The organism is Citrobacter sp. Ce119 (assembly GCF_030334525.1).
In the GTDB taxonomy this organism is placed as follows: Bacteria; Pseudomonadota; Gammaproteobacteria; order Enterobacterales; family Enterobacteriaceae; genus Citrobacter; species Citrobacter europaeus.
In genome coordinates, this window is sequence record NZ_JAOWDR010000060.1 from 162,381 (window position 1) to 189,107 (window position 26,727).

The 26,727-nt window shown below is 51.8% G+C and carries 28 protein-coding genes; 20 read left to right on the plus strand and 8 right to left on the minus strand.

Features of this window, described 5'->3' with window-relative positions:
- The first annotated feature begins 10 nt into the window (after positions 1-10).
- From eutB to eutR, 5 genes are read left to right on the plus strand one after another with little or no spacing between them, the layout of a single operon-like run.
- Positions 11-1,372, plus strand: a complete 1,362-nt coding sequence (eutB, locus tag OGV80_RS21065; protein WP_005121914.1) for an ethanolamine ammonia-lyase subunit alpha — start codon at positions 11-13, stop codon at positions 1,370-1,372.
- A 20-nt stretch (positions 1,373-1,392) separates the two neighbouring features.
- Positions 1,393-2,295: an ethanolamine ammonia-lyase subunit EutC gene (eutC, locus tag OGV80_RS21070; RefSeq protein ID WP_043017963.1), complete on the plus strand. Its 903-nt coding sequence runs from the start codon at positions 1,393-1,395 to the stop codon at positions 2,293-2,295.
- Positions 2,296-2,304: 9 nt separating this feature from the next.
- Positions 2,305-2,964, plus strand: coding sequence for an ethanolamine utilization microcompartment protein EutL (gene eutL / locus OGV80_RS21075; protein WP_047409614.1), 660 nt, complete (start codon positions 2,305-2,307; stop codon positions 2,962-2,964).
- A gap of 11 nt (positions 2,965-2,975) precedes the next feature.
- Complete coding sequence (eutK, locus tag OGV80_RS21080; protein WP_047409617.1) at positions 2,976-3,506, plus strand: ethanolamine utilization microcompartment protein EutK; 531 nt, start codon at positions 2,976-2,978, stop codon at positions 3,504-3,506.
- A 48-nt stretch (positions 3,507-3,554) separates the two neighbouring features.
- Positions 3,555-4,607 (plus strand): HTH-type transcriptional regulator EutR, encoded by a 1,053-nt coding sequence (gene eutR / locus OGV80_RS21085; protein WP_043017145.1) that lies wholly within the window; start codon positions 3,555-3,557, stop codon positions 4,605-4,607.
- 99 nt (positions 4,608-4,706) lie between these two features.
- On the opposite strand, the gene hemF is transcribed toward eutR, so the two are convergent.
- Positions 4,707-5,606, minus strand: coding sequence for an oxygen-dependent coproporphyrinogen oxidase (gene hemF, locus OGV80_RS21090; protein ID WP_286515709.1), 900 nt, complete (start codon positions 5,604-5,606; stop codon positions 4,707-4,709).
- A 2-nt stretch (positions 5,607-5,608) separates the two neighbouring features.
- Positions 5,609-6,478, minus strand: a complete 870-nt coding sequence (gene amiA / locus OGV80_RS21095) for an N-acetylmuramoyl-L-alanine amidase AmiA (protein ID WP_003038046.1) — start codon at positions 6,476-6,478, stop codon at positions 5,609-5,611.
- A 212-nt stretch (positions 6,479-6,690) separates the two neighbouring features.
- Here amiA and OGV80_RS21100 point away from each other — a divergent pair, with 212 nt between their 5' ends.
- From OGV80_RS21100 to OGV80_RS21125, 6 genes are all read left to right on the plus strand, one after another.
- The gene (locus OGV80_RS21100; protein ID WP_003038048.1) at positions 6,691-7,116 is read left to right on the plus strand and encodes a GNAT family acetyltransferase; all 426 of its coding nucleotides are present in this window, start codon (positions 6,691-6,693) and stop codon (positions 7,114-7,116) included.
- A complete protein-coding gene (locus OGV80_RS21105) occupies positions 7,103-7,552 on the plus strand; it encodes a DUF2919 domain-containing protein (RefSeq protein WP_087052463.1) in 450 nt (149 codons plus the stop codon). Before OGV80_RS21100 ends, OGV80_RS21105 begins: the two co-directional genes overlap by 14 nt.
- A gap of 59 nt (positions 7,553-7,611) precedes the next feature.
- Positions 7,612-8,187, plus strand: coding sequence for an RpoE-regulated lipoprotein (locus tag OGV80_RS21110; protein WP_043017142.1), 576 nt, complete (start codon positions 7,612-7,614; stop codon positions 8,185-8,187).
- A 93-nt stretch (positions 8,188-8,280) separates the two neighbouring features.
- Positions 8,281-9,180, plus strand: coding sequence for a porphyrinogen peroxidase (gene yfeX / locus OGV80_RS21115; RefSeq protein ID WP_087052464.1), 900 nt, complete (start codon positions 8,281-8,283; stop codon positions 9,178-9,180).
- A gap of 453 nt (positions 9,181-9,633) precedes the next feature.
- A complete protein-coding gene (argH, locus tag OGV80_RS21120) occupies positions 9,634-11,010 on the plus strand; it encodes an argininosuccinate lyase (RefSeq protein WP_043017140.1) in 1,377 nt (458 codons plus the stop codon).
- 62 nt (positions 11,011-11,072) lie between these two features.
- The gene (locus tag OGV80_RS21125) at positions 11,073-12,389 is read left to right on the plus strand and encodes an anaerobic C4-dicarboxylate transporter family protein (protein ID WP_047409640.1); all 1,317 of its coding nucleotides are present in this window, start codon (positions 11,073-11,075) and stop codon (positions 12,387-12,389) included.
- Between the two features lie 124 nt (positions 12,390-12,513).
- On the opposite strand, the gene OGV80_RS21130 is transcribed toward OGV80_RS21125, so the two are convergent.
- Complete coding sequence (locus OGV80_RS21130; RefSeq protein WP_043017138.1) at positions 12,514-13,830, minus strand: anaerobic C4-dicarboxylate transporter family protein; 1,317 nt, start codon at positions 13,828-13,830, stop codon at positions 12,514-12,516.
- Positions 13,831-13,974: 144 nt separating this feature from the next.
- Here OGV80_RS21130 and OGV80_RS21135 point away from each other — a divergent pair, with 144 nt between their 5' ends.
- The 7 genes from OGV80_RS21135 (at position 13,975) to cysM (ending at position 20,546) form a co-directional block, all read left to right on the plus strand.
- Positions 13,975-14,631, plus strand: a complete 657-nt coding sequence (locus OGV80_RS21135) for a FadR/GntR family transcriptional regulator (RefSeq protein ID WP_043017137.1) — start codon at positions 13,975-13,977, stop codon at positions 14,629-14,631.
- A 173-nt stretch (positions 14,632-14,804) separates the two neighbouring features.
- Complete coding sequence (gene ucpA, locus OGV80_RS21140; RefSeq protein ID WP_047409642.1) at positions 14,805-15,596, plus strand: SDR family oxidoreductase UcpA; 792 nt, start codon at positions 14,805-14,807, stop codon at positions 15,594-15,596.
- Positions 15,597-15,754: 158 nt separating this feature from the next.
- Positions 15,755-16,771, plus strand: a complete 1,017-nt coding sequence (gene cysP / locus OGV80_RS21145) for a thiosulfate/sulfate ABC transporter substrate-binding protein CysP (RefSeq protein WP_047409644.1) — start codon at positions 15,755-15,757, stop codon at positions 16,769-16,771.
- Positions 16,772-17,605, plus strand: a complete 834-nt coding sequence (gene cysT / locus OGV80_RS21150; protein ID WP_003038061.1) for a sulfate/thiosulfate ABC transporter permease CysT — start codon at positions 16,772-16,774, stop codon at positions 17,603-17,605.
- Positions 17,605-18,480, plus strand: a complete 876-nt coding sequence (gene cysW / locus OGV80_RS21155; protein WP_043017134.1) for a sulfate/thiosulfate ABC transporter permease CysW — start codon at positions 17,605-17,607, stop codon at positions 18,478-18,480. The genes cysT and cysW overlap by 1 nt, the downstream gene beginning before the upstream one ends.
- A complete protein-coding gene (gene cysA / locus OGV80_RS21160) occupies positions 18,470-19,567 on the plus strand; it encodes a sulfate/thiosulfate ABC transporter ATP-binding protein CysA (protein WP_047409650.1) in 1,098 nt (365 codons plus the stop codon). Before cysW ends, cysA begins: the two co-directional genes overlap by 11 nt.
- Before the next feature lie 67 nt (positions 19,568-19,634).
- Complete coding sequence (gene cysM, locus OGV80_RS21165; RefSeq protein ID WP_181231206.1) at positions 19,635-20,546, plus strand: cysteine synthase CysM; 912 nt, start codon at positions 19,635-19,637, stop codon at positions 20,544-20,546.
- 81 nt (positions 20,547-20,627) lie between these two features.
- On the opposite strand, the gene OGV80_RS21170 is transcribed toward cysM, so the two are convergent.
- Both OGV80_RS21170 and ptsJ read right to left on the minus strand, forming a co-directional pair.
- Positions 20,628-21,344, minus strand: a complete 717-nt coding sequence (locus tag OGV80_RS21170; RefSeq protein WP_043017131.1) for a type 1 glutamine amidotransferase — start codon at positions 21,342-21,344, stop codon at positions 20,628-20,630.
- A gap of 13 nt (positions 21,345-21,357) precedes the next feature.
- Entirely contained in the window at positions 21,358-22,650 is a 1,293-nt protein-coding gene (gene ptsJ, locus OGV80_RS21175; RefSeq protein ID WP_087052466.1) for a MocR-like B6 salvage transcription factor PtsJ, read from the minus strand.
- An 82-nt stretch (positions 22,651-22,732) separates the two neighbouring features.
- Between ptsJ and pdxK the strand changes: the two genes are divergently transcribed.
- On the plus strand, positions 22,733-23,599 hold the full coding sequence (pdxK, locus tag OGV80_RS21180) for a pyridoxine/pyridoxal/pyridoxamine kinase (RefSeq protein WP_087052467.1): 867 nt from the start codon (positions 22,733-22,735) through the stop codon (positions 23,597-23,599).
- Positions 23,596-23,835, plus strand: a complete 240-nt coding sequence (locus OGV80_RS21185; RefSeq protein ID WP_043017128.1) for a hypothetical protein — start codon at positions 23,596-23,598, stop codon at positions 23,833-23,835. The genes pdxK and OGV80_RS21185 overlap by 4 nt, the downstream gene beginning before the upstream one ends.
- A gap of 89 nt (positions 23,836-23,924) precedes the next feature.
- On the opposite strand, the gene crr is transcribed toward OGV80_RS21185, so the two are convergent.
- From crr to ptsH, 3 genes are read right to left on the minus strand one after another with little or no spacing between them, the layout of a single operon-like run.
- A complete protein-coding gene (gene crr, locus OGV80_RS21190; RefSeq protein ID WP_000522253.1) occupies positions 23,925-24,434 on the minus strand; it encodes a PTS glucose transporter subunit IIA in 510 nt (169 codons plus the stop codon).
- 40 nt (positions 24,435-24,474) lie between these two features.
- On the minus strand, positions 24,475-26,202 hold the full coding sequence (gene ptsI / locus OGV80_RS21195) for a phosphoenolpyruvate-protein phosphotransferase PtsI (protein WP_008785405.1): 1,728 nt from the start codon (positions 26,200-26,202) through the stop codon (positions 24,475-24,477).
- A gap of 45 nt (positions 26,203-26,247) precedes the next feature.
- Positions 26,248-26,505, minus strand: a complete 258-nt coding sequence (gene ptsH, locus OGV80_RS21200) for a phosphocarrier protein Hpr (protein ID WP_043017126.1) — start codon at positions 26,503-26,505, stop codon at positions 26,248-26,250.
- Between the last annotated feature and the right edge of the window lie 222 nt (positions 26,506-26,727).

Below are 26,727 nucleotides of genomic sequence, written 5' to 3' on the forward strand. Positions count from 1 at the left end.
GGAACGACTTATGAAACTAAAGACCACATTGTTCGGCAATGTTTATCAGTTTAAGGATGTTAAAGAGGTGCTGGCAAAAGCCAACGAACTGCGTTCGGGGGATGTGCTGGCAGGGGTAGCTGCAACCAGTTCACAGGAGCGCGTGGCGGCCAAGCAGGTGCTGTCGGAAATGACGGTGGCGGATATCCGCAATAACCCGGTGATTTCCTATGAAGAAGACTGCGTGACGCGTCTGATTCAGGATGACGTCAACGAAACGGCCTATAACCGCATCAAAAACTGGAGCATCAGCGAACTGCGCGAGTACGTGCTGAGCGATGAAACCTCCGTGGATGACATTGCGTTTATGCGCAAAGGGTTAACGTCAGAAGTGGTCGCAGGCGTGGCAAAAATTTGCTCCAACGCGGATCTGATCTACGGCGGTAAGAAAATGCCGGTGATCAAAAAGGCCAACACTACCATTGGTTTGCCGGGCACCTTTAGCTGCCGTTTGCAGCCGAACGATACCCGTGATGACGTGCAGAGTATTGCCGCGCAAATCTACGAAGGGCTGTCATTCGGCGCGGGGGATGCGGTGATCGGCGTTAACCCGGTAACGGATGACGTGGAAAACTTAAGCCGCGTACTGGATACCGTGTACGGCGTCATCGACAAATTCAACATTCCGACCCAGGGCTGCGTACTGGCGCACGTTACCACCCAGATCGAAGCGATTCGCCGCGGCGCGCCGGGCGGGCTGATTTTCCAGAGTATCTGCGGCAGCGAGAAAGGCTTAAAAGAGTTCGGCGTTGAGCTGGCTATGCTGGATGAAGCACGTGCAGTGGGGGCTGAGTTTAACCGCATCGCCGGGGAAAACTGCCTGTACTTCGAAACCGGGCAAGGGTCTGCGCTCTCTGCTGGCGCTAACTTTGGTGCCGATCAGGTGACGATGGAAGCACGTAACTACGGGCTGGCGCGCCACTACGATCCGTTCCTGGTGAACACCGTGGTGGGCTTTATCGGGCCGGAGTATCTGTACAACGACCGTCAGATTATTCGCGCGGGTCTGGAAGATCACTTTATGGGCAAGCTGAGCGGTATCTCAATGGGCTGTGACTGCTGCTACACCAACCATGCTGATGCTGACCAGAACCTCAACGAAAACCTGATGATTTTGCTCGCCACCGCTGGCTGCAACTACATCATGGGCATGCCGCTCGGTGACGACATCATGCTCAACTATCAGACCACCGCGTTTCACGATACCGCCACCGTCCGTCAGTTGCTGAATTTACGGCCGTCGCCGGAGTTTGAACGCTGGCTGGAAACCATGGGCATTATGGCAAACGGTCGCCTGACCAAACGGGCGGGCGATCCGTCACTGTTCTTTTGATGACGCGGGGATGACACATGATGGATCAAAAGCAGATTGAAGAAATTGTACGTAGCGTGATGGCATCAATGGGGGAGTCGCAGCCGCAGGCTCAGGCTCAGACGCCGTCAGCACAAGCAAAATGCAGCACCACGCAGTGCGCCGCGCCGACTGGTGAAAGCTGTGCGATGGATTTAGGCTCCGCCGAAGCCAAAGCGTGGATTGGCGTTGAGGATCCGCATCGTGCAGATGTGTTGACCGAACTGCGTCGTAGCACCGCAGCGCGCGTATGTACCGGCCGTGCCGGTCCTCGCCCGCGTACTCAGGCGTTGTTGCGTTTCCTTGCCGACCATTCGCGTTCGAAAGATACGGTCTTAAAAGAAGTGCCGGAAGAGTGGGTAAAAGCTCAGGGGCTGCTGGAAGTGCGCTCGGAAATCAGTGACAAAAATCTGTATCTGACGCGTCCGGATCTGGGGCGTCGTCTGAGTGCGGAAGCCATTGAAGCGCTGAAATCACAGTGTGTAATGAATCCGGATGTACAGGTAATTATCTCTGATGGCCTGTCGACTGATGCTATCACCGCCAACTACGAAGAGATCCTGCCGCCGCTGTTGTCGGGCTTAAAACAGGCCGGATTGAAGGTGGGGACGCCATTCTTTGTTCGCTATGGTCGCGTGAAAATCGAAGATCAGATCGGCGAACTGCTGGGCGCGAAGGCGGTGATCCTGCTGGTTGGGGAACGTCCGGGCCTTGGCCAGTCTGAAAGCCTTTCCTGCTACGCCGTCTATTCGCCGCGTGTGGCGACGACCGTTGAAGCTGACCGTACCTGTATCTCGAACATTCACCAGGGCGGTACGCCACCGGTTGAAGCGGCGGCGGTGATTGTGGATTTGGCCAAGCGCATGCTGGAGCAAAAAGCATCCGGCATCAATATGACCCGTTAAGGAGGCATCATGCCAGCATTAGATTTGATTAGACCTTCAGTCACCGCAATGCGCGTGATTGCCTCGATAAATGACGGTTTTGCCCGTGAACTTAAATTACCGCCACATATACGTAGCCTCGGACTCATCACAGCAGATTCTGATGACGTGGCGTATATTGCTGCAGACGAAGCGACAAAACAGGCAATGGTCGAAGTGGTTTATGGCCGCTCGCTGTATGCCGGCGCGGCGCACAGTCCCTCTCCAACCTCGGGCGAAGTACTGATTATGCTCGGAGGGCCAAACCCGGCCGAAGTTCGCGCAGGTCTGGATGCGATGGTGGCCAATATTGAAAGCGGCGCGGCGTTCCAGTGGGCGAATGACGCAGAAGATACCGCTTTCCTGGCGCACGTGGTTTCGCGTACCGGGTCGTATCTTTCGGCTACCGCAGGATGCCGACTTGGCGATCCGATGGCGTATCTGGTGGCGCCGCCGCTGGAAGCGACATTTGGCATTGATGCTGCGCTGAAATCTGCCGATGTACAACTGGTGACCTACGTCCCACCGCCGTCAGAAACTAACTACTCGGCCGCGTTTTTGACCGGGAGCCAGGCCGCTTGTAAAGCTGCATGTAACGCCTTTGCCGATGCCGTTCTGGATATTGCCCGTAATCCAGTCCAGCGCGCGTAAGAGAGGTTGTGATGATCAATGCACTGGGATTACTGGAAGTGGATGGCATGGTGGCTGCCGTGGATGCGGCAGATGCCATGCTGAAAGCCGCGAATGTGCGTCTGCTTAGCCACGAAGTGCTCGATCCTGGCCGGTTGACGCTGGTGGTGGAAGGCGATCTGGCGGCGTGCCGCGCAGCGCTTGATGCCGGCAGCGCCGCCGCAGCGCGTACGGGCCGTGTTATCAGCCGTAAGGAAATAGGCCGGCCGGACGATGACACCCAGTGGCTGATCGGCGGTTTTAAGCGCCAGCCGAAGAAACCAGAACAGAAGCCAGAAGTGAAAGCAGACGTAAAAGCAGAGAAGACGCAGGACGCCCCGTTGACGCCTGAATCCTCTGAGCAACTTCTGACGCTGTTGGCATCGGTCCGTCAAGGAATGACGGCAGGGGAAGTGGCTGCCCATTTTGGCTGGTCACTTGATGAAGCCAGAAAGGCGCTGGAACAGCTCTTTTCTGGCGGAGCGTTGCGTAAACGCAGTAGTCGCTATCGCTTAAAAAACTAACCTGTCGGAGGGCCGGGGGCTTCGTTGAAGCTTCCGGCTTAAAAGATCATGAAAAAGAAACGTACTGCAAACCTGCACCATCTTTATCATGAAGCATTACCCGAAGACGTTAAACTTACGCCGAAAGTGGAGGTGGACAACGTTCACCAACGGCGAACAACGGATGTGTATGAGCATGCGCTGACGATTACCGCATGGCAGCAGATCTACGACCAGCTGCATCCGGGAAAATTTCATGGCGAGTTCACGGAAATCCTGCTCGACGATATTCAGGTGTTCCGTGAATACACCGGACTGGCACTACGTCAGTCGTGTCTTGTCTGGCCGAACTCCTTCTGGTTTGGTATTCCGGCCACGCGCGGCGAACAGGGATTTATTGGCACCCAGTGTCTCGGTAACGCTGAAATTGCCACCCGACCTGGCGGGACGGAATTTGAACTGAGTACACCGGATGATTACACCATTCTGGGTGTCGTTATTTCGCAAGAGGCGATTGCCCGCCAGGCCAACTTCCTCCACAACCCGGAAAGGGTGCTGCATATGCTGCGTAACCAGTCGGCGCTGGAGGTAAAAGAGCAACATAAAGCTGCGCTATGGGGCTTTGTGCAGCAGGCGCTGGCGACATTTAGCGAGAATCCGGAAAACCTCCATCAACCTGCGGTGCGCAAAGTGCTGGGCGATAACCTGTTGCTGGCGATGGGCACAATGCTGGAAGAAGCGCAGCCGATAATCACGGCCGAGAGCATCAGCCATCAGAGCTATCGTCGCCTGCTGTCGCGTGCGCGCGAGTATGTGCTGGAAAATATGTCAGAGCCGCTGACGGTACTCGACTTGTGTAATCAACTTCACGTCAGCCGTCGGACGCTGCAAAACGCTTTTCATACGATACTCGGAATTGGTCCGAACGCATGGTTAAAACGTATTCGTTTGAACGCCGTGCGTCGCGAGCTGATAAGCCCATGGTCGCAAAGCGCGACGGTAAAAGATGCCGCCATGCAGTGGGGATTCTGGCATTTGGGGCAGTTTGCCACCGACTACCAGCAATTGTTTGCGGAGAAACCGTCGTTAACGCTACATCAGCGTATGCGCCAGTGGGCGTGATGACACTATTGTGCCGGATGCGACGCTTTGCGTCTTATCCGGCCTACGGGGCTGTGCCGTTGTAGTTGTAAGCCTGAAAAGCGTAGGGCCATCAGGCAATTACACCCAGTCGCGGACCTGTATAAACTCGCTAAGGGCGGCTTCCGGGCTGTTCGTTTCCGGCTGCCAGTCATACTCCCAGCGCACCAGCGGCGGCATCGACATCAGAATCGATTCCGTACGCCCGCCGGTCTGTAAACCAAATAACGTGCCGCGATCCCACACCAGATTAAATTCCACATAGCGCCCGCGACGATAGAGCTGGAAATCGCGCTCGCGCTCGCTCCAGCTCATCGCTTTGCGGCGTTCGACGATCGGTAGATACGCCTCGGTGTAACCTTGTCCTACCGCCTGCATAAAGGTGAAACAGTGGTCGAAATCCGGCGTATTCAAATCGTCAAAAAACAACCCGCCGATGCCGCGCTGTTCGTTACGATGCTTGAGGAAGAAGTAGTCATCGCACCACTTCTTGTAACGGGGATAAACGTCATCACCGAACGGTTGGCACAGATCCCGCGCCGTGCGGTGCCAGTGAACCGCATCCTCATCAAAGCCGTAGTAGGGCGTTAAGTCAAAGCCGCCGCCAAACCACCAGACCGGATCAGCGCCCGGCTTTTCCGCGATAAAAAACCGTACGTTGGCATGACTGGTCGGAATGTAGGGATTCTGCGGATGCACCACCAGTGAGACGCCCATGGCTTCAAAGCTGCGCCCGGCAAGCTCCGGGCGATGCGCGGTAGCCGAGGCCGGCATTGCCTCGCCGTGGACATGGGAGAAGTTAACGCCTGCTTGCTCGAAAATACCGCCGTTACGTAGCACCCGACTGCGACCGCCGCCGCCCGCTTCGCGCTGCCAGTTATCTTCAACAAACTCAGCGCCATCTACGGCGGACAACTGCTGGCAAATATTATCCTGCAGGCTGAGCAGGAACTGTTTTACGCGCTGTGCATCGGGCTTCATGGTTAACGTTTCTTCGAGTGTGCTTTCTGGTTATCAAACCAGTGGAAATAGCTGATGATGCCATTAGCGATAGCGGTGGCGATTTTCTGGCGAAATGCCGCCGTACCCAGCAGACGTTCTTCTTCCGGGTTGGTAATGAACGAGGTTTCGACCAGTACCGACGGAATTGATGGTGATTTTAACACCACGAAGGCGGCCTGTTCGGTGCTGCGACTGTGCAGACGGTGTACCGGCTTGATCTTCTTAAGAATATGCGAACCTAACGTCAGGCTGTTTTTAATGGTGTCAGTTTGCACCAGATCGAACAGCACCTGCTGCAGCAAATGGTCTTTGTCGGTGGCCTTCTTTCCGGCCACTTCATCGGCCCGGTTTTCACGATCGGACAGATACTTCGCCATGGCGCTACTGGCACCGCGATTGGATAACGCAAAGACTGAAGCACCTGCCGCGCTTGGGTTGGTAAATCCGTCGGCGTGGATCGACATGAACAGATCGGCGCCATGTTTATGGGCGATCTCGACGCGATCGTAAAGCGGAATAAACGTATCGCCGGAGCGGGTCAGGCGTGCATCAATCCCCTGGTTGCGTAGAATCGAGCGCACGTTTTTGGCAATTGCCAGTACCACATGCTTTTCCTTCGAGCCATTGCGACCAATTGCGCCGGTATCAATTCCTCCGTGACCCGGATCAAGAACAACAACGCGCTTAGCGCCGGATTTTTTCGCTTTCGGTTTGCTGTGGCCATTGCTGGTCTTAAGCGCTTCTTCTTTAGCGATGGCTTGCGACATGCCTGACAGCGTCAGGGCGGCCAGCCCGGCTTTCAACACCTGGCGGCGCGATGTGAGTGTTTTTAGTGGTTTAAAAGTGCTCATACGGCCTGAGTTGTAAAAAAAAGGTTCTAAACGTTATATCGTATCGCGTTGTCCGTTGCGACGGATCGGGATAAGAATTGTTTTACTTTTCATTTCAATACGTGACAATTCCGTATTATGCCATTTTTTCCGCCGCTTCGCGTCAGATATTGGCTAAATCAGCCGTTCGCGCCATAATCGCTTTTTAACGTCCTGAAAAGGTAACCAATACCATGGAAATACGCGTTTTTCGCCAGGAAGATTTCGAAGAGGTGATCACCCTCTGGGAGCGCTGTGATTTGCTGCGTCCATGGAACGACCCTGAAATGGACATCGAACGTAAAGTAAATCATGACGTCAGTTTGTTCCTGGTTGCTGAAGTGAACGGCGAGGTGGTCGGTACGGTGATGGGCGGATACGACGGACATCGCGGCTCGGCCTATTACCTGGGCGTGCATCCTGAGTTTCGCGGCCGCGGCATCGCCAATGCGCTACTGAACCGGCTGGAGAAAAAGCTCATTGCCCGCGGTTGTCCGAAGATTCAAATCATGGTGCGTGACGATAACGACGTTGTACAGGGCATGTATGAGCGTCTGGGTTATGAGCATGCGGATGTACTCAATCTGGGTAAGCGCTTGATCGAAGATGAAGAGTACTGAGTTTCATCCGGCCGACTATGACGGTCATGGGCGTCTGCGCCTGCCTTTTCTGTTCTGGTGCGTACTGCTGTTGCAGGCGCGCACCTGGGTTCTGTTCGTGATTGCCGGTTCTTCACGTGAACAAGGCAACACGTTGCTGAATCTGTTTTATCCCGATCATGACGCATTCTGGTTGGGATTGCTTCCCGGCGTTCCCGCGGTGCTGGCGTTTTTACTCAGCGGGCGACGCTTTGCGTTTCCGGTGATATGGCGCTGGCTGCGCGGATTACTGATCCTCGCTCAGTTGGTGCTGTTGTGCTGGCAGCCGACGATGTGGCTGGCAGGCGATCCGGTCAACGGCGTCGGGCTGGCGCTGCTGGTAGCGGATATTGTCGCGCTGATCTGGCTATTAACCAATCAACGCCTGCGCGCCTGTTTTTCCTTTGAGAAAGAATGACGGCACTTTTCTTTGAAACCGGACTCCAAGCAACGTTGATAAATAAGGAAGGAAGTGAAATGAAATCACTGCGTTTGACTTTATGCGCGATGCCGCTGCTACTGACCGGGTGTTCAACGTTGTCGTCGGTAAACTGGTCTGCCGCCAATCCGTGGAACTGGTTTGGTTCTTCAACGCAGGTCACTGAGCAGGGCGTCGGCGCGTTAACGGGCGCGACGCCGTTGGATGAAAAAGCCATTGCTGATGCGCTGGACGGTGATTACCGCCTGCGTAGCGGGATGAAGACCGATAACGGTAATGTGGTGCGCTTCTATGAAGCGATGAAAGATGACAAGCTGGCGATGGTCATCAATGGCAGCCAGGGAACCATCAGCAGAATTGATGTATTGGACAGCGCTATCTCGTCCTCCGCGGGTGTTGAAATGGGTACACCGTTTAGTGACCTTTACACTAAAGCTTTCGGTAATTGTCAGAAAGCAACCGGAGATGACAGCGCGGGCGTAGAGTGTAAAGCTGAAGGAAGTCAACATATTAGCTATGTCTTTTCCGGTGAGTGGAGCGGGCCTGAAGGCTTAATGCCGTCTGACGACACGTTGAAAGCATGGAAAGTAAGCAAAATTATCTGGCGGCGTTAATTTGCGTCTGAACAAATCAGCTTGTTAAAAAAACAGGTAGAATAGCGCCCAACAATGCCACGATGTCGTGGCATCTTTTTTTCAGGAGGAACAATGTCTCAGGTTCAGAGTGGCATTTTGCCAGAACATTGCCGTGCGGCGATTTGGATTGAAGCCAATGTTAAAGGCGACGTTGAGGCCCTGCGAGCGGCCAGCAAAATCTTCGCCGATAAGCTGGCGACCTTCGAAGCTAAGTTCCCGGACGCGCATCTGGGCGCGGTTGTCGCTTTCGGCAACAATACCTGGCGTACGCTGAGCGGCGGCGTTGGCGCAGAAGAGTTAAAAGACTTTATCCCTTACGGTAAAGGCCTGGCGCCAGCCACCCAGTATGATGTGCTGATCCATATTCTCTCTTTGCGTCATGATGTGAATTTCTCCGTCGCGCAGGCGGCAATGGAAGCATTTGGCGACTGTATTGAAGTCAAAGAAGAGATCCACGGTTTCCGTTGGGTTGAAGAACGCGATCTCAGCGGCTTTGTTGACGGTACGGAAAACCCGGCAGGCGAAGAAACGCGCCGTGAAGTTGCCGTTATCAAAGATGGCGTGGATGCTGGCGGCAGCTATGTGTTTGTGCAGCGTTGGGAACATAACCTGAAGCAGCTTAATCGCATGAGTATCCATGACCAGGAAATGATGATTGGTCGTACTAAAGAAGCCAACGAAGAGATCGACGGTGATGAACGTCCGGTCACCTCTCACCTGAGCCGTGTCGATCTGAAGGAAGACGGTAAAGGACTGAAAATTGTGCGCCAGAGCCTGCCATACGGCACCGCCAGCGGCACGCACGGTCTTTACTTCTGCGCCTATTGCGCCCGCCTGCACAACATTGAACAACAGCTGTTGAGCATGTTTGGCGACACAGACGGTAAGCGCGACGCGATGCTGCGTTTCACCAAACCAGTGACCGGCGGCTATTACTTTGCCCCATCGCTGGATCGTTTATTGAGCCTGTAATTTTTGTGCCAGATGGCGGCGTCAGCGCCATCTGGTAAAAAATAGCTATTCCCCAAGCCACACAACGTCTGCCATGTCGATAATGCACCCGCATTGATGCTCTCCCTGGAAAATCTCTCCCCAAGTTCAGTGCTATTAACCTGCCAGTTTATTCGTATAACAACAGTATTAAATGCCACTATTTAGAATCAATAAGCTATTAATAACAATTTATTACTTTAAAAATTCTGAATATATCTGAAATAAAAAATGATTTAAATGTGATAAAGATCTGATTTTTTCGCGTGATTCACAAAAATAAATACGCTAATAAGTGTAATTAATTCCTATATAAATTGATTTAATGGCTTCATTTGTTGACAATTAAAATGACAGTCTTGTAATCTGAAAATGACCGAAAAATAACGGAATTTTTATTTAACTATTTTGCAACAAAAACTCCCTGGAGGTTTTATGTCTACAAAATTATGGGGTGGGCGCTTTGATATGCCTACAAATAAACTGGTTGAATCCTATAACGCGACAATTATGTTGGAACAACGTCTCTGCCCTTTCGATATTCAGGGGAGTATTGCTCATGCCACTATGTTGGGCCGTCAGGGAATTATCACGCAGGATGAAGCGAATAAGATTATTGCTGGCTTAAGGCAAGTAGATAAAGAGATTAAGGAAGGGCAGTTCGTTTTTGATACCGTTGATGAAGATATTCATATGGCGATTGAGAGACGTATGACAGAAATAATTGGTCCTGTTGGCGGGAAGTTACATACAGGCCGAAGTCGTAATGACCAAACGACTGTTGATTCTAAAATGCATATGAGATCAACTATTCGGGAAATTCAGCAGGATATCGTTAATCTGCAAAAAGTTATTATCAGCAAAGCTGAAAATAACATTAATGCGATTATGCCCGGTTATACTCATTTGCAGACCGGGCAGCCCATTCTTCTGTCGCACTGGATAATGGCATATTACTGGATGTTACGCCGTGACTGGACCCGTTTTGAAGACCTTTATCAACGCATGGGGGAATGCCCTTTAGGTTCAGCGGCCCTTGCTGGTACAACTTTCCCCATTGATCGTGATTTCACGGCTCAAGAGCTTGGTTTTGACAAGCCGACTGAGAATAGTATTGATTCTGTCAGCGATCGCGACCATATGGTTGAATTCACTGCTGCAGCGGCTATGTGTTTTATGCATCTTACCCGTTTGTCTGAAGAGCTGGTTTTATTCTCAAGTCAGGATTTTAAATTTATTGAGCTTTCAGATGATTTCTGTACCGGCTCCAGCATTATGCCACAGAAGAAAAATCCCGATGTGGCCGAAAAAATGCGTGGTAAAGGTGGGCGTATGTACGGAAATCTAATGGCGATGCTGACCATCATGAAAGGTATTCCTCTCGCCTACAATACTGATATGAGTGAGGATAAAGAACAGGTCTATGACTCTATGGATACCTTACAGACCAGTTTGAAAATTATGGCGCCGATGCTCGAAAAAATGGTTATTCTCTCAGAGAATACTCGCAGCGCAGCAGCGAGAGGTTTTTCAAACGCGACCGATATGGCTGACTACCTGGTTCGAAAAGGAATCCCTTTCAGGGAAGCTCACCATATTGTTGGCAGTGCTGTTAATTACTGTATAAAACATAGAAAAATGTTGGAAGAACTTACCCTGGATGAATTCCATTCATTTGATGATAAGATTGATAATGATATTTATGAGAGTATATCTCTCGAAGCATGTATTAAATCAAGAATGTCTTATGGTGGAACTGGCACTGACGCTGTTAAAAAACAGATCGAAGTTGCTAAATCATATTTAAACTAATCCTGAGCATAATAATTAATATCTCCCGGATGCAATATCCGGGAGATGCTTAGAGGTGAAAAATGGATGCTTTATTTTTTATACAATTACTAATTGTACTCGCCTGTATTGGTATAGGCGGGCGTTATGGCGGAATGGGGCTTGGTGCTGGTGGAGGACTTGGCGTTGCAATATTAGTTCTGGGCTTTGGACTTAAACCCTCCACACCATCTATTACTGCAATGTTAATTATTATTTGCGTGATTGGCGCTGTCAGCGTATTACAGGCCGCTGGAGGACTTGATTATCTTGTGCGTGTGGCTGAAAAATTACTGCGTAAAAAACCACAGGCTATTACTTTTGTTGCCCCAATATTAACTTCCATATTTACACTATTCTGTGGCACTACTTACGTTGCTTTCTCTTTGTATCCGGTTGTCGCTGAGGTTGCTGCTGAAGCAAAGGTCCGTCCGGAGCGAGCGTTGTCCGCAACGGTTATTGCGGCCAGTGTCGCGGTTGCAGCCAGTCCGATGAGTGCGGCAACCGCGGGGATGCTGGCAATCCTGCATGAATATGCTGGGATTACTCTTGGGCAAATACTGACAATTGCTCTCCCTTCATTCTTTTTGGCTGCCATTGTTACCAGCTTTTCGGTTTATAAACGCGGAAAAGAGCTGGAGGACGATCCGGAATTTCAGAGGAGAGTAGCCGCTGGCGAATATGAGTTCATGCATACTGAGCAGAAAAAAGAATATGTTGCTACGGCCGGCGCTAAAAAAGGCGTTGTGATCTTTGCGATTGGCGTAGTACTGGTGCTTATTTTAGGTTCTTTTACAGGGTTACTTCCTTCCTGGGATGGAAAAAGACTGTCAACCCCAATGGTTATTCAGATGATTATGTTGACAGCAGCTTTGTTTATTATGATCGTCAGTAAAGTACCAAGCAGTAGCTTGAATAGCGGCTCAGTCTTCCGTGCTGGTTTAATGGGGGTGGTGGCAATCCTTGGCGTTTCATGGATGACTGCGACGTTTTTTGATGCCTATCAGCCAGAATTGATTAAGGTCTTTGGTGGCATTGTAAATGGCGCTCCAATGCTATTTGGTGTGGTTGTATTCTTGTTCTCTCTGGTCATTATGAGTCCTGCGGCGACGGTAGCTGCCATCATGCCACTTGGTGTTACCTTGGGTATACCAGCCCCGTTTCTTATTGCTATTTTTGCCTGTACCTGTGGTGACTTCATTATACCGGGAGCAAATCAAATCGGTTGTGTTGCATTTGACCGAACAGGTACCACAAAGATTGGACGCTTTGTTGTCAACCATAGCTATATTCGTCCGGGCTTTGTCATGGTCATCTCTCAGGTAATTTTTGCTTATCTAATTGCTCAGGTTGTTCTGTAAAGTACGTTCTGTGGAAAACTGCAGTGGCGATATTCAAAAATGAGTAATGGGCATCCTCTCTGAGCTCGTTCAGGGGGGATGCCATGAAGAAAAGGTATTACCACAATTAACGAGCTCTCTCGCTCTACATCAGCATTCTGGAAAAAAGGAAGCAAAAAAGGGTTGATGCTACAACGGTAACAAGGCCTGGTAGCATGTAGCTGTGATTAACCACATACTTGCCAATTCGAGTTGTCCCGGTTCGATCAAACGCCACACAGCCGATCTGTGCCCCTCCAGGAATAATGAACGATCCACAAGTAAGCGGGAGCAGGGCGACCAGAGTTTCTGCCGGATATCCCATTAACACGCCAGCGGGGAGTAGCGCTACAGCAGTTGCAGCTGGGCTATAAATTACGGCAGAAAGGCCAAAAACAATAATGCCAAACAATACGGGATTCTGAAAACCGTGGAAGGCAGTGTTAAATAATTCGTGCCATGCCTCAAAGAAGGAGTTCATCATCCATGACAGACCAAATATGGCGACGACACCTACAAGACCTGCTTTAAAAACTGAACCTGAATCTAGTTTTGATGGAGAAATTCGGCACACCATCATAATAATACATGCTGTTGTCAGCATAACTATTTGCAGTGTGGTTGGGATACTCATACGTTCCATTCCGCTACCGTTATTCCACTGTGGACGTAACTCAGGAATTGAACCCATAAGCACCACCAGAATGATACCGGTAAGGAAAATCAGCAATCCTCTCTTCGCTTCTTTTGTCACTATATTGGCGGTTCGCTCTTCAGCTTTTACTGATTCAAACTCACCTTCAGCAACCCTGCGTTGGAATTCCGGATCGTTTTTAAGCTCATGACCTCTCTTAAAGACGAACAGGCAGCCGACAATACAGCCCAGGAACGTTCCGGGAACGGTGACCAACAAGATATCTAAAGCAGAGACATGTAATCCAGCAAGGACAGCAATTGTCCCTGTAACGACCGCACTGACTGGGCTGGCAATGAGCCCAAAATTGGCAGCGATTACTGACATAGACATGGCCCTTTCTGGCCGTACCCTGGCATCTGCTGCAATTTCAGCAATTACTGGATAAACGGAAAAGGCAACATACCCTGTTCCGCAGATAGCAGTAAAAAGGTAAGCGACGGCTGGGCCGAGAAAAGTGATAGCGCCTGGCCACTTTCTGAGGATCCGTTCTGCCATCGTAACGAATAAATCAAGCCCACCAGCCGCCTGGAGGATTGTGATGCATGTGATAACCGCAAGGATAATAGAAATAACAGTAATAGGAGGTGAGTCGGGGGGGAGCCCAAAACCAAAAGTCAGGATAGCGAGTCCCAACCCGCCAGCAGCCCCGAGGCCAATCCCGCCAAAACGCCCGCCTATACCGATACATATCAGTACTATCGCAAACTGAGTTACGAATAACACCATAATTAATTCCTTTTTATTAACAAATGACCTGATATAATTTGAATAATAGGGGCTATAATCTTACCATAACAGTATATTAAGCAATCTAACTTATTAGATTATTTATACTCATGATTTTTACAGCACTTTAATCAGAGAGTGTTTATGGATAACAAAAACGAACTGTTTGAAAGCATTAAAAATTATCTGCTTGATGATGCTAACCGCAATGCTGATGGGCGCATTGAAACTGAAACTGAACTTGCTGTTCGTTTTAATACATCAAGATATAAAGTTCGTCAGGCGCTCAGTACGCTGGTACAGATGGGAATGCTTGAACGTTCTCCCCGTCGTGGTAGCGTCTTGAAAAATTTGGAACAGCACAATATAAATCACCAGTTGTTAATGCAGTTTGATTTGTCCGGGTTTGATATCACGGAATTTACAGAGGCAAGGATCCTGATTGAGTGTGCGATTATCCCTCTGGCAACGCGTAGAATCTTCCCGGCAATGCTCTCCAAACTTGAAAATGAGCTAAGGCTTATTGAAGAAAATGCGGATAACCCCCTGGTGGCCGATCGTCACGATAGAGATTTTCATTTGCTCTTGCTACAGGCGAGTGGCAATCGAGTGCTGCAGGTTTTCTCAGATGTCCTGATTACTTATTTTGAGAAAACAAGGGAGTCGTTACCTGCGAACGATCGTCAGTATTTTCTTGATACGGCGACAAAGCAGAGGGAAATACTGCTTCATATTAAGAAAGGGGATGCGCAGATGGCGTCGGAGTTGATGAGAGCACATTTGCTGGAAAAACGGCTGTAAATCTTCTGATAACGTAGTCAGAACATGTTTGCTGTTGGGTCCCCGCATCGTCGGGGATTTTTTTACCTGAGATTAACCTGATTTAGTGAGCTATTCCTCAGCACTAATTTGTTATTGCTGTATCTTCTGCGTGAATGAAGTGAATGCTTCATATTCAAAAGGAGAATATTGAAATGGGAAAACTCACGGGCAAAACAGCATTGATTACGGGCGCATCTCAGGGTATTGGCGAAGGGATTGCCAGAACGTTTGCCCGCCATGGCGCGAACTTAATCCTGCTGGATATCTCCGATGAGATTGAAAAACTGGCGGATGAACTGGCTGGGCGTGGACACCGTTGCACAGCCGTTCATGCTGACGTCAGAGATTTTGCGTCGGTAGCGGAAGCGGTAAAACGCGCGAAGAAAATCGAAGGCAAAATCGATATTCTGGTCAACAATGCGGGCGTCTGTCGCCTCGGCAACTTCCTTGATATGAGCGATGAAGATCGCGATTTCCACATTGATATTAACATTAAAGGCGTCTGGAACGTGACGAAAGCCGTTCTGCCGGAGATGATTGCGCGCAAAGATGGGCGCATCGTGATGATGTCATCTGTGACTGGAGATATGGTTGCCGATCCGGGCGAAACGGCTTATGCGTTGTCGAAAGCCGCAATTATCGGTTTGACCAAATCCCTGGCGGTCGAATACGCGCAGTCCGGCATTCGCGTGAATGCCATTTGCCCGGGCTACGTTCGTACGCCGATGGCGGAAAACATCGCTCGTCAGTCTAATCCGCAGGATCCGGAATCCGTATTAGTCGAAATGGCGAAAGCTATTCCGATGCGCCGTTTGGCCTGCCCGCTTGAGGTCGGTGAACTGGCGGCATTCCTGGCGTCGGATGAGTCCAGTTACTTAACTGGCACGCAAAATGTGATTGATGGCGGCAGCACCCTGCCTGAAAGCGTTAGCGTTGGCGTCTGATTGATGCCGGTCTCCTCCCTGGTGAACCTGGGGAGGTGCCCCCCTTATTCTCTTTTCAACTTTCAAATCATCAAACGGTATATAAAACCGTTACTCCTTTAGCACTGGTTATAAATATGATGACCATAAGAAAGTCATTTAATTTATAAGGGTGCGCAATGGCCGTTAACTTACTGAAAAAAAGAACCCTGACGCTGGCAGCAATGCTGTTGCTGGTGGGTCAGGCGCAGGCAACGGAACTGCTGAACAGTTCATACGATGTTTCCCGCGAACTGTTTGCCGCCCTTAACCCGCCGTTCGAACAGCAATGGGCGAAGGATAACGGCGGTGACAAACTTACGATTAAACAATCTCATGCCGGGTCATCAAAACAGGCGCTGGCGATTCTGCAGGGACTGAAAGCCGATGTGGTGACCTATAACCAGGTGACCGACGTACAGATCCTGCATGACAAGGGCAAACTGATCCCCGCCGACTGGCAAAGCCGTCTACCGAATAACAGTTCGCCATTCTATTCCACCATGGCGTTTTTGGTGCGTAAGGGTAACCCAAAAAATATCCACGAATGGAACGACCTTGTTCGCCCGGACGTGAAGCTGATTTTCCCGAATCCGAAAACCTCCGGGAACGCGCGTTATACCTATCTGGCAGCGTGGGGCGCGGCAGATAAAGCGGATGGGGGCGATAAAGCCAAAACCGAACAGTTTATGACCCAGTTTCTGAAGAACGTGGAAGTGTTTGATACCGGTGGTCGCGGTGCAACGACCACCTTTGTTGAACGCGGTCTGGGTGATGTGCTGATCACGTTTGAATCGGAAGTGAATAACATCCGTAAACAGTATGAAGACCAGGGCTTCGAAGTCGTGGTGCCGAAGGTCAACATTCTGGCGGAGTTCCCGGTGGCCTGGGTAGATAAAAATGTGCAAGCCAACGGTACTGAAAAAGCGGCAAAGGCGTACCTGAACTGGCTGTACAGCCCGCAGGCGCAGACCATCATCACGGATTACTACTACCGGGTGAATAACCCGCAGGTGATGGACAAGCTGAAAGACAAATTCCCGCAGACCGAGTTGTTCCGCGTGGAAGACAAGTTTGGCTCGTGGCCTGAGGTAATGAAAACGCACTTTGTCAGCGGCGGTGAGCTGGACAAACTGTTGGCGGCGGGGCGTAAGTAAATGTTTGCTGTTTCTTCCCGACGCGTGCTGCCCGGCTTTACCTTAAGCCTGGGCACCAGCTTACTGTTTGTCTGCCTGATATTGCTGCTGCCGCTCAGCGCGCTGGTGATGCAATTGGCGCAAATGAGCTGGGCGCAATACTGGGATGTAATTACCAATCCGCAGGTGGTAGCAGCTTATAAAGTGACGCTGCTGTCAGCGTTTGTGGCATCGATTTTTAACGGCGTGTTTGGTTTGCTGATGGCGTGGATCTTAACCCGCTATCGCTTTCCGGGCCGTACGCTGCTGGATGCGTTAATGGATCTGCCGTTTGCGCTGCCTACGGCTGTGGCAGGCCTGACGCTGGCATCGCTGTTTTCAGTCAACGGTTTCTACGGCGAGTGGCTGGCGAAGCTGGATATTAAGGTGACCTACACCTGGCTCGGCATCGCAGTGGCGATGGCGTTTACCAGCATTCCGTTCGTGGTGCGTACCGTACAGCCGGTGCTGGAGGAGTTAGGCCCGGAATATGAAGAGGCGGCGGAAACGCTCGGCGCCACCCGCTGGCAGAGCTTTCGTAAAGTGGTGCTGCCGGAGTTGTCTCCCGCGCTGGTGGCGGGCGTTGCGCTGTCGTTTACCCGAAGCCTCGGTGAGTTTGGCGCGGTTATCTTTATCGCCGGGAACATCGCATGGAAAACGGAAGTGACCTCGCTGATGATTTTTGTTCGCTTGCAGGAGTTTGACTACCCAGCCGCCAGCGCGATTGCTTCTGTGATCCTCGGGGCGTCGTTGCTGCTGCTGTTTTCAATTAACACCCTGCAAAGTCGCTTTGGTCGACGCGTGGTAGGTCACTGATGGCAGACATTACCCAATTGAAACGCTATGGCGCACCCCGCATCAACTGGGGTAAATGGTTTTTGATCGGCACGGGCATGCTGGTCTCCGCCTTTATTTTGCTGGTGCCGATGATTTATATCTTCGTGCAGGCGTTCAGCAAGGGGTTGATGCCGGTATTAAATAACCTGGCTGACCCGGACATGCTGCATGCCATCTGGCTGACGGTACTGATTGCGCTGATTGCGGTGCCGGTGAACCTGGTGTTTGGTGTGTTGCTGGCCTGGCTGGTGACTCGCTTTAACTTCCCCGGCCGTCAGCTGTTGCTGACGCTACTGGACATTCCATTTGCCGTTTCGCCGGTGGTCGCCGGTCTGGTCTATCTGCTGTTTTACGGCTCTAACGGTCCGCTTGGTGGATGGCTGGATGAGCACAACCTGCAAATTATGTTTGCCTGGCCGGGGATGGTACTGGTGACGGTATTCGTGACCTGTCCGTTTGTGGTGCGCGAACTGGTGCCGGTGATGTTAAGCCAGGGCAGCAATGAAGATGAAGCGGCTGTGTTGCTGGGCGCGTCCGGCTGGCAGATGTTCCGACGCGTTACGCTGCCAAATATTCGTTGGGCATTGCTGTACGGCGTGGTGTTGACCAACGCGCGTGCGATTGGCGAGTTTGGCGCGGTGTCGGTGGTTTCCGGCTCGATTCGGGGCGAAACCTTGTCGCTGCCGCTACAGATTGAATTACTGGAGCAGGACTACAACACGGTCGGCTCCTTTACCGCCGCGGCGCTATTAACGCTGATGGCGATTATTACCCTGTTTTTGAAGAGCATGTTGCAATGGCGTCTGGAGAACCAGGAGAAACGCGCGCAGCAGGAGGAAAACCATGAGCATTGAGATTGCCAATATTAAGAAGTCTTTTGGTCGCACCCAGGTGCTGAACGATATCTCGCTGGATATTCCTTCAGGTCAGATGGTCGCGCTGCTGGGGCCATCCGGCTCGGGAAAAACCACGCTGCTGCGCATTATTGCCGGACTGGAGCATCAGTCCAGCGGGCATATCCGTTTTCACGGTACCGACGTCAGCCGATTGCACGCCCGCGACCGTAAGGTGGGGTTCGTGTTCCAGCACTATGCGCTGTTTCGTCATATGACCGTTTTCGACAACATCGCTTTTGGCCTGACGGTCCTGCCACGGCGTGAGCGCCCGAATGCGGCGGCCATCAAAGCAAAAGTGACCAAACTGCTGGAAATGGTTCAGTTGGCTCATCTGGCGGACCGTTTCCCGGCACAGCTTTCCGGCGGGCAAAAGCAGCGTGTGGCGTTGGCGCGTGCGCTGGCGGTAGAGCCACAGATCCTGCTGCTCGACGAGCCGTTTGGCGCGCTCGATGCTCAGGTGCGTAAAGAGCTGCGTCGCTGGCTGCGCCAGTTGCATGAAGAGCTGAAGTTTACCAGCGTGTTTGTGACCCACGATCAGGAAGAAGCGACGGAAGTTGCAGACCGTGTGGTGGTGATGAGTCAGGGCCATATCGAACAGGCCGATGCGCCGGATCAGGTATGGCGCGAACCGGCTACTCGTTTCGTCCTGGAATTTATGGGTGAGGTTAACCGCCTGCAGGGGACGATTCGCGGTGGACAGTTCCACGTGGGCGCACATCGCTGGCCGTTGGGCTACACGCCAGGCTATCAGGGACCGGTGGATCTGTTCCTGCGCCCGTGGGAAGTGGATGTCAGCCGTCGTACCAGCCTGGATTCGCCATTGCCGGTTCAGGTGCTGGAAGCCAGCCCGAAAGGACACTACACCCAATTAGTTGTGCAACCACTGGGGTGGTATAACGAACCGTTGACGGTGGTCATGCAGGGCGATAATTCCCCGAGCCGCGGCGAACGTTTGTTCGTTGGACTGCAAAATGCGCGTCTGTATAACGGCGACCAGCGTATTGAAACGCGTGAAGAGGAACTTGCCCTGGCGCAATCTGCCTGATAGGTTAATTTGCATAGTTATCGCCCGGTGGCGCTACGCTTACCGGGCTTTTTTATGAGCTGAAAACGTGAACACATTAGAACAAACAATTGGCAATACGCCTCTGGTGAAATTACAACGTCTGGTGCCGGATAACGGCAGTGAAATTTGGGTCAAGCTGGAAGGCAATAATCCCGCGGGTTCGGTGAAAGACCGTGCCGCGTTGTCGATGATCGTCGAAGCGGAAAAACGCGGAGAAATTAAGCCTGGCGACGTGCTGATTGAGGCGACCAGCGGTAATACCGGAATTGCGCTGGCAATGATCGCCGCGTTGAAGGGTTACCGCATGAAGCTGCTGATGCCAGACAACATGAGTCAGGAACGCCGTGCGGCGATGCGTGCTTATGGGGCTGAACTGGTTCTGGTGACCAAAGAGCAGGGGATGGAAGGGGCGCGCGACTTAGCCCTTGAGATGGCGCAGCGTGGAGAAGGTAAACTGCTCGATCAGTTCAATAATCCTGATAACCCATACGCGCACTACACCACCACCGGACCCGAAATCTGGCAGCAGACATCAGGCCGTATCACGCATTTCGTTTCCAGTATGGGAACGACTGGCACGATTACCGGCGTGTCGCGTTTTCTGCGCGAGCAGGAAAAACCGGTCACCATCGTCGGTCTGCAGCCGGAAGAGGGCAGCAGCATTCCAGGCATTCGCCGCTGGCCAGTAGAATATATGCCGGGTATTTTTAACGCTTCGCTGGTGGATGAGGTGCTGGATATTCATCAGAACGATGCGGAAAACACCATGCGTGAACTGGCCGTGCGTGAAGGTATTTTTTGCGGTGTCAGTTCTGGCGGCGCGGTGGCAGGCGCGTTACGCGTGGCGCGCGCGACACCGGGGGCAGTGGTGGTAGCGATCATCTGCGATCGCGGCGATCGCTACCTTTCGACCGGCGTTTTTGGTGAAGAGCACTTTAATCAGGGGCTGGGAATTTAACTTGTTGGCCTGATAAGCTCAGCGCCATCAGGTAACTGCCTGGCACGATGGCCGGATAATGTTTTATCCGGCCAGGGATGATTAATCGTTACGTTTTTCCACCAGCTTATCCAGGAATTGCCACAGCTTCTCATTCATCTGCTGGTAATCACAGGCGCGCATCTCTTCCACAGAGCGGATGAAGCGTTTCCCTTTGGCTTCGGCAAGTTCTTGCTCAGAGTGCTGAATTAATCCTTCTACCGCTTCGGCGTTAAACTCCATATGGCACTGAAAACCATAGATGAAATTACCGTATTGCACGATTTGTCGCGGGCAGCCCTCGCTTGCGGCAAGAATTGTCGCCTGGTCGGTTAACCCTGGCATGTCATTGTGCCAGTGACCGACGGTGAGCGGTGAGCCGAAATGGTTGAATAACGGATGCTGTTGGCCTGCCTCGGTGAGGACGATCGGGTAGTGACCTATCTCTTTTTCCGGACTTTGGCACACCTTCGCGCCCAGCGCTTCACCGATTAACTGCGACCCCAAACAGATGCCCACCACGATTTTTCGTGCCGAAATCGCCTGGTTAATCAGATGCTGCTCGGCCTGAGAGTCAAAGTATGGGCACTCTGCCAGCGTGGTGCGGGGTGACTGCGGGCCGCCAAATACCACCAGCATATCGAAGCCATCGGCATTAGCGGGGACCGTTTCTCCGGCGTAAACGCGTGACCAGGTGATGGTATAGCCGCGTGATTCGGCCCACGGCAGGTACGCGCCAGCAGATTCGAAAGACTCATGAATAACAAAATGAACTCGCACTTTTTCTCTCCTGTTAGCGCTTTAGCGCCAGATGAATATCAGCCGCCAGCTTGTTAATGTCGCTGTCAGTTAAGGTTGACAGCGTAATGCGCAGGCCGTGCGCAGGCGTATTGACGCCAAACACTTCGCCTTCACGTACCAGCCAGCCAGATTTTGCCAACGCAAAAGCGGTCGCCTGGCTGTTATTTTCCAGCGGTAGCCATAGATTCAGCCCGTCACCGGCGGGCAGATCAATGCCATGTTGGCGCAGAGCCGCTGCCAGTTTTTGTTGCTGGGCAGCGTAAAACTGCTGAGTTTGCGCCAGCGTGTGTTGATATGTCTCGTCACTCAGGCAGGCGCAGGCTAAATCCTGGAGCAGATGGCTGACCCACTGACTGCCGGAGTTGAGCCGTAAACGCAGTTTTCCGGAAGTGAGCGGATCGCTGGCCACAATGGCCAGGCGTAAATCCGGGCCTAACGTTTTTGACATCGAGCGGACAACCGCCCAGTGCGTGGTTTCCTTAGCTATTACCGGATACCAGCGGCAAGCGGACAACAGCGCAAAGTGGTCGTCGACGATCACCAGCGTTTGCGGATAGCGAGCCAGGATTTCCTGCAATTGCGCCGCACGGGATGCGCTCAGACTGCATCCTGTAGGGTTGTGCGCGCGCGGCGTCAGAATCACCGCCCGCGCGCCTTTCTGAAGCGCGGTTTCCAGCATGTCTGGCTGCATGCCTTCGCGGTCAACGCTGACCGGACTGGCGGAGAAACCGGCATAGCGCAGCATGTTTATGCTACTCAAAAAGCACGGATCTTCTACGGCAACGCTGTCGCCAGGCAGTAAATGGGCGCACAGCAGCCGCTCAATGGCATCAATGGCGCCACTGGTGATATCAATTTCACCCTTGCAAGGCATTACATCCTGCATCCACTGCGCGGCCCATGCTTTAAGTCCTGGCGACACGGCAGCATCACCATACAACCGCGGATTCTTATTTATCTTCGCGAAATAACTACTCAGATCGGGAAGACGCGAGGGCGCAGGATTACCGCCGGAAAGATCGATAAGCGGGGTATCCGGATCACCGCCTTCCAGCGCAACGGGGGCAGAAATTTCTTTGATCACCGTGCCATTGCGTCCCAGACTTTGTGCCAACCCGGAGGTGACCAGGCGCTTATAAGCCGCTGCGACAGTATTGCGGTTGACGTTTAATGCCGTTGCCAGTTCACGTACTGGCGGTAACGTTTCGCCCGCTGCCAGCGTGCCTGTAGCGACATGTTGACGAATACTGTCAAAAATTTCGCTAGCGGTTTTTCCGTCGATCATTATTGACCTATGACAAAATGAATTTTAGCATATGACGATAATAGTGAGGTGTAAGCCCGCTGTCCAGCGAGAGGAGAAATTTATGGAGCAGGGGAATGATATTCAGTCGGTGCTCTTCGACGACAAGCATCGGGCGTTACAGACCGATATCGTCGCCGTCCAGTCACAAGTGGTGTATGGCAGCGTAGGCAACAGCATCGCTGTTCCGGCCATTAAGGCGCAGGGATTACGCGTGACGGCAGTCCCTACGGTGCTGTTCAGTAATACCCCGCATTATGAAACCTTTTACGGCGGCGTTATTCCGCCCGACTGGTTTAGCGGTTATCTCCGCGCCTTAAATGAGCGTGATGCTTTACGCGAGCTAAAGGCGGTGACCACGGGCTATATGGGGAGCGCGGAGCAAATCGCCTTGCTGGCGCAGTGGCTGGAAACGGTGCGGGCTACGCATCCGGCACTGTGCATTTTGGTCGATCCGGTCATTGGCGATACGGACAGCGGAATGTATGTGAAAGCTGAAATTCCGCAAGCTTATCGCAAGCACCTGTTGCCGCTGGCTCAGGGGCTGACGCCGAACGTGTTTGAGCTACAAATGCTGAGCGGAAAACCGTGTCGTACGCTTGATGAAGCTATCGCGGCGGCACAATCGCTGCTCACCGACACGCTGAAATGGGTGGTGATTACCAGCGCGCCGGGGGATAGCGAAGAGATTATTAACGTTGCGGTGGTGACGGCTGAAACGGTTGAGGTGCTGGCCCACCCGCGGGTGAAAACGGATCTGAAGGGGACTGGCGATTTGTTCTGTGCTGAGCTGGTGAGCGGTATTGTGTTGGGTAAAGCGCTGACGACCGCGACGCACGACGCCGCACAGCGGGTGCTGGACGTGATGACGTGGACCAACCTGTGCGGTTGTGATGAATTAATTCTGCCACCGGCAGGGGAGGCGCGATGAAAAGTTACCGGCTGGTGGTTCGCCAGAATGGGCGTATGGTTGGACATTTTGACACCAGCGGGGCTGCAGCGCTGGAAGATATCTGCGTGGCGCGGGCGATGTTTGGTATTACGGGTGGCTACGATTGTGAACTGTTAGTGGCGGATTCGGAACGACGGATGTTGGAAAGCGGGCCGGAGGGAATGAAAATCCTGATGCGCGAAGCGTGTTACCGACCGGTCATCTCACAAATTTAACGCTTTTCCGACCTACAAAAAATCGTTGTCGGGGTATACATATATAAAAGAATGGCGCCATCAGGCGCCATTCTTCTCTGCAACAAGAATTACTTCTTGATGCGGATAACCGGAGTTTCACCCACCGTCACGCTACCGGACAGTTTGATCAGCTCTTTGATTTCGTCCATGTTGGAGATAACAACCGGAGTCAGGGTAGACTTGGCTTTTTCTTCCAGCAGCGGCAGATCGAATTCAATAACCGGGTCGCCCACTTTCACGCGTTGACCTTCTTCAGCGATGCGTTTAAAGCCTTCGCCTTTCAGTTCAACGGTATCAATACCGAAGTGAACAAACAGCTCAATGCCGCTGTCGGATTCGATAGAGAAAGCGTGGTTGGTTTCAAAGATTTTGCCGATGGTGCCATCAACAGGGGCGACCATTTTGTTACCGGTTGGTTTGATAGCGATGCCATCACCAACGATTTTTTCAGCAAAAACTACATCCGGCACGTCTTCGATGTTGACGATCTCGCCAGAGAGCGGAGCAACAATCTCAATAGTTCCGGTGTCTTTCTTATCATCAGAAACCAGAGATTTCAGTTTATCGAACAAACCCATGATCTTCTCCTAAGCAGTAAATTGGGCCGCATCTCGTGGATTAGCAGATTGTTTTTTCTTCAATGAACTTGTTAACCAGCGTCATTAACTCGTCCGTTGTCGGTTGAGCAAGAGCCTGCTCTGCTAACACCTTCGCATCTTCGAAGTTCGTGTTACGGATAATCTTCTTAATGCGCGGGATAGAAATGGCGCTCATAGAGAATTCGTCCAGACCCATCCCCAGCAACAGAAGTGTAGCACGTTCGTCGCCTGCAAGCTCACCACACATGCCAGTCCATTTGCCTTCCGCATGAGAAGCATCAATAACTTGCTTGATCAGCGTCAGTACAGATGGCGACATCGGTTGGTAAAGGTGTGAAATCATATCATTACCACGGTCAACTGCCAGGGTGTACTGCGTTAAATCATTGGTGCCGATACTAAAGAAATCAACTTCTTTGGCTAAATGACGCGCAATTGTTGCCGCTGCCGGTGTTTCCACCATCACGCCAATCTCAATGCTTTCGTCAAATGCTTTACCTTCGTCGCGCAGTTCCTGTTTGTAGATTTCGATCTCTTTGCGCAGTGCACGCACTTCTTCAACAGAGATGATCATTGGGAACATGATGCGCAGTTTGCCGAAAGCAGAGGCGCGCAGAATAGCGCGAACCTGGTCACGCAGGATCTCTTTACGATCCATGGCGATACGCACAGCACGCCAGCCCAGGAACGGGTTCTCTTCTTTAGGGAAGTTCATGTACGGCAGCTCTTTATCGCCGCCGATGTCCATGGTACGGACGATGACCGCCTGAGAGCCACAGGCTTCAGCGACGGCTTTATACGCAGCAAACTGTTCTTCTTCAGTTGGCAGCGATTCACGGTCCATGAACAGGAATTCGGTACGGTACAGACCCACACCTTCAGCGCCGTTACGCTCAGCGCCTTCAACGTCACGAACGGTACCGATGTTGGCGCAAACTTCAACCTGATGTCCGTCCAGCGTGATAGCCGGCAGATCTTTCAGCTTAGCGAGTTCCGCTTTCTCGGTAGCAACCTGCTCCTGAACGGCACGCAGTTGCTCAATAACGTCGTTGGTCGGATTGACGTAAACCTGGTTGTTTACGGCATCCAGAATCAGATAGTCGTCGTTTTTCACCTGAGAGGTGACGCTACCCGTACCTACGATGGCAGGCAGTTCCAGAGAACGCGCCATGATAGAGGTATGGGAGGTACGTCCGCCCGCGTCAGTAATGAAACCCAGCACTTTGTTCAGGTTCAGCTGTGCGGTTTCTGACGGGGTCAGGTCAGCGGCTACCAGGATAACTTCGTCCTGAATCGCGCTCAGGTCGATAATTGCCAGACCCAGGATATTACGCAGCAGGCGTTTACCGATATCACGTACGTCAGCCGCACGTTCTTTCAGGTATTCATCATCCAGCTCTTCCAGGGCTGTGGCCTGACCTTCGATAACTTCATGCGCAGCTGCATCAGCCGTCATGTGCTTATCTTTAATCAGGGCTATGATTTCCTGCTCCAGCTCCTCATCTTCGAGCAGCATAATATGCCCTTCAAAGATGGCTTCTTTTTCTTCACCGAACGTTTCACCAGCTTTAGTTTTGATCGCTTCCAGTTGCGCAGATGCCTTGGCACGACCGCTCAGAAAACGTTCAACTTCCTGATCAACCTTGTCGGCAGAAATTTTTTTCCGGTCAATGACGATCTCGTCTTCTTTCAGCAGCAATGCTTTACCGAAAGCGATACCCGGGGATGCTAAAATGCCTGAAATCATAACCCTACCTTACTTGTGACTGATATTTAAAAGAACTCGTTGAACTTACTCGAGTTCAGCCATCAGTTTAACCAGATGCTCAACTGCTTTCTGCTCGTCTTCACCTTCTGCGGACAGGGTGACAACGGTACCCTGAGTCAGGCCCAGAGTCTGCAGTTTAAACAGGCTTTTGGCGCTAGCGCTTTTGCCGTTGGAAGTCACAGTAATTTCAGAAGAAAAGCCTTTTGCTTCTTTAACAAACTGAGCAGCAGGGCGAGTATGCAGACCGTTCGGAGCGGTAATGGTAACTTCTTGCTGGAACATTATATTTCCCCAACTTATAGGTTTAGTGTTGTGGAACTAAAGTCTAGCCTGGCGGCTCAACTTTAGCCTGTATTGTTAGCATCGGCGTAAACTGGACGCGACACAAAAGGAGTTCGGTGCAATCCGTTGCTGGCAACTTCTTGCCGCTGACGTTTCGTTCGTCATTAAACATTATGCCGCGAAAGGAAGAGTTGAACCAAATCATAAAATCGATTCAGCTAG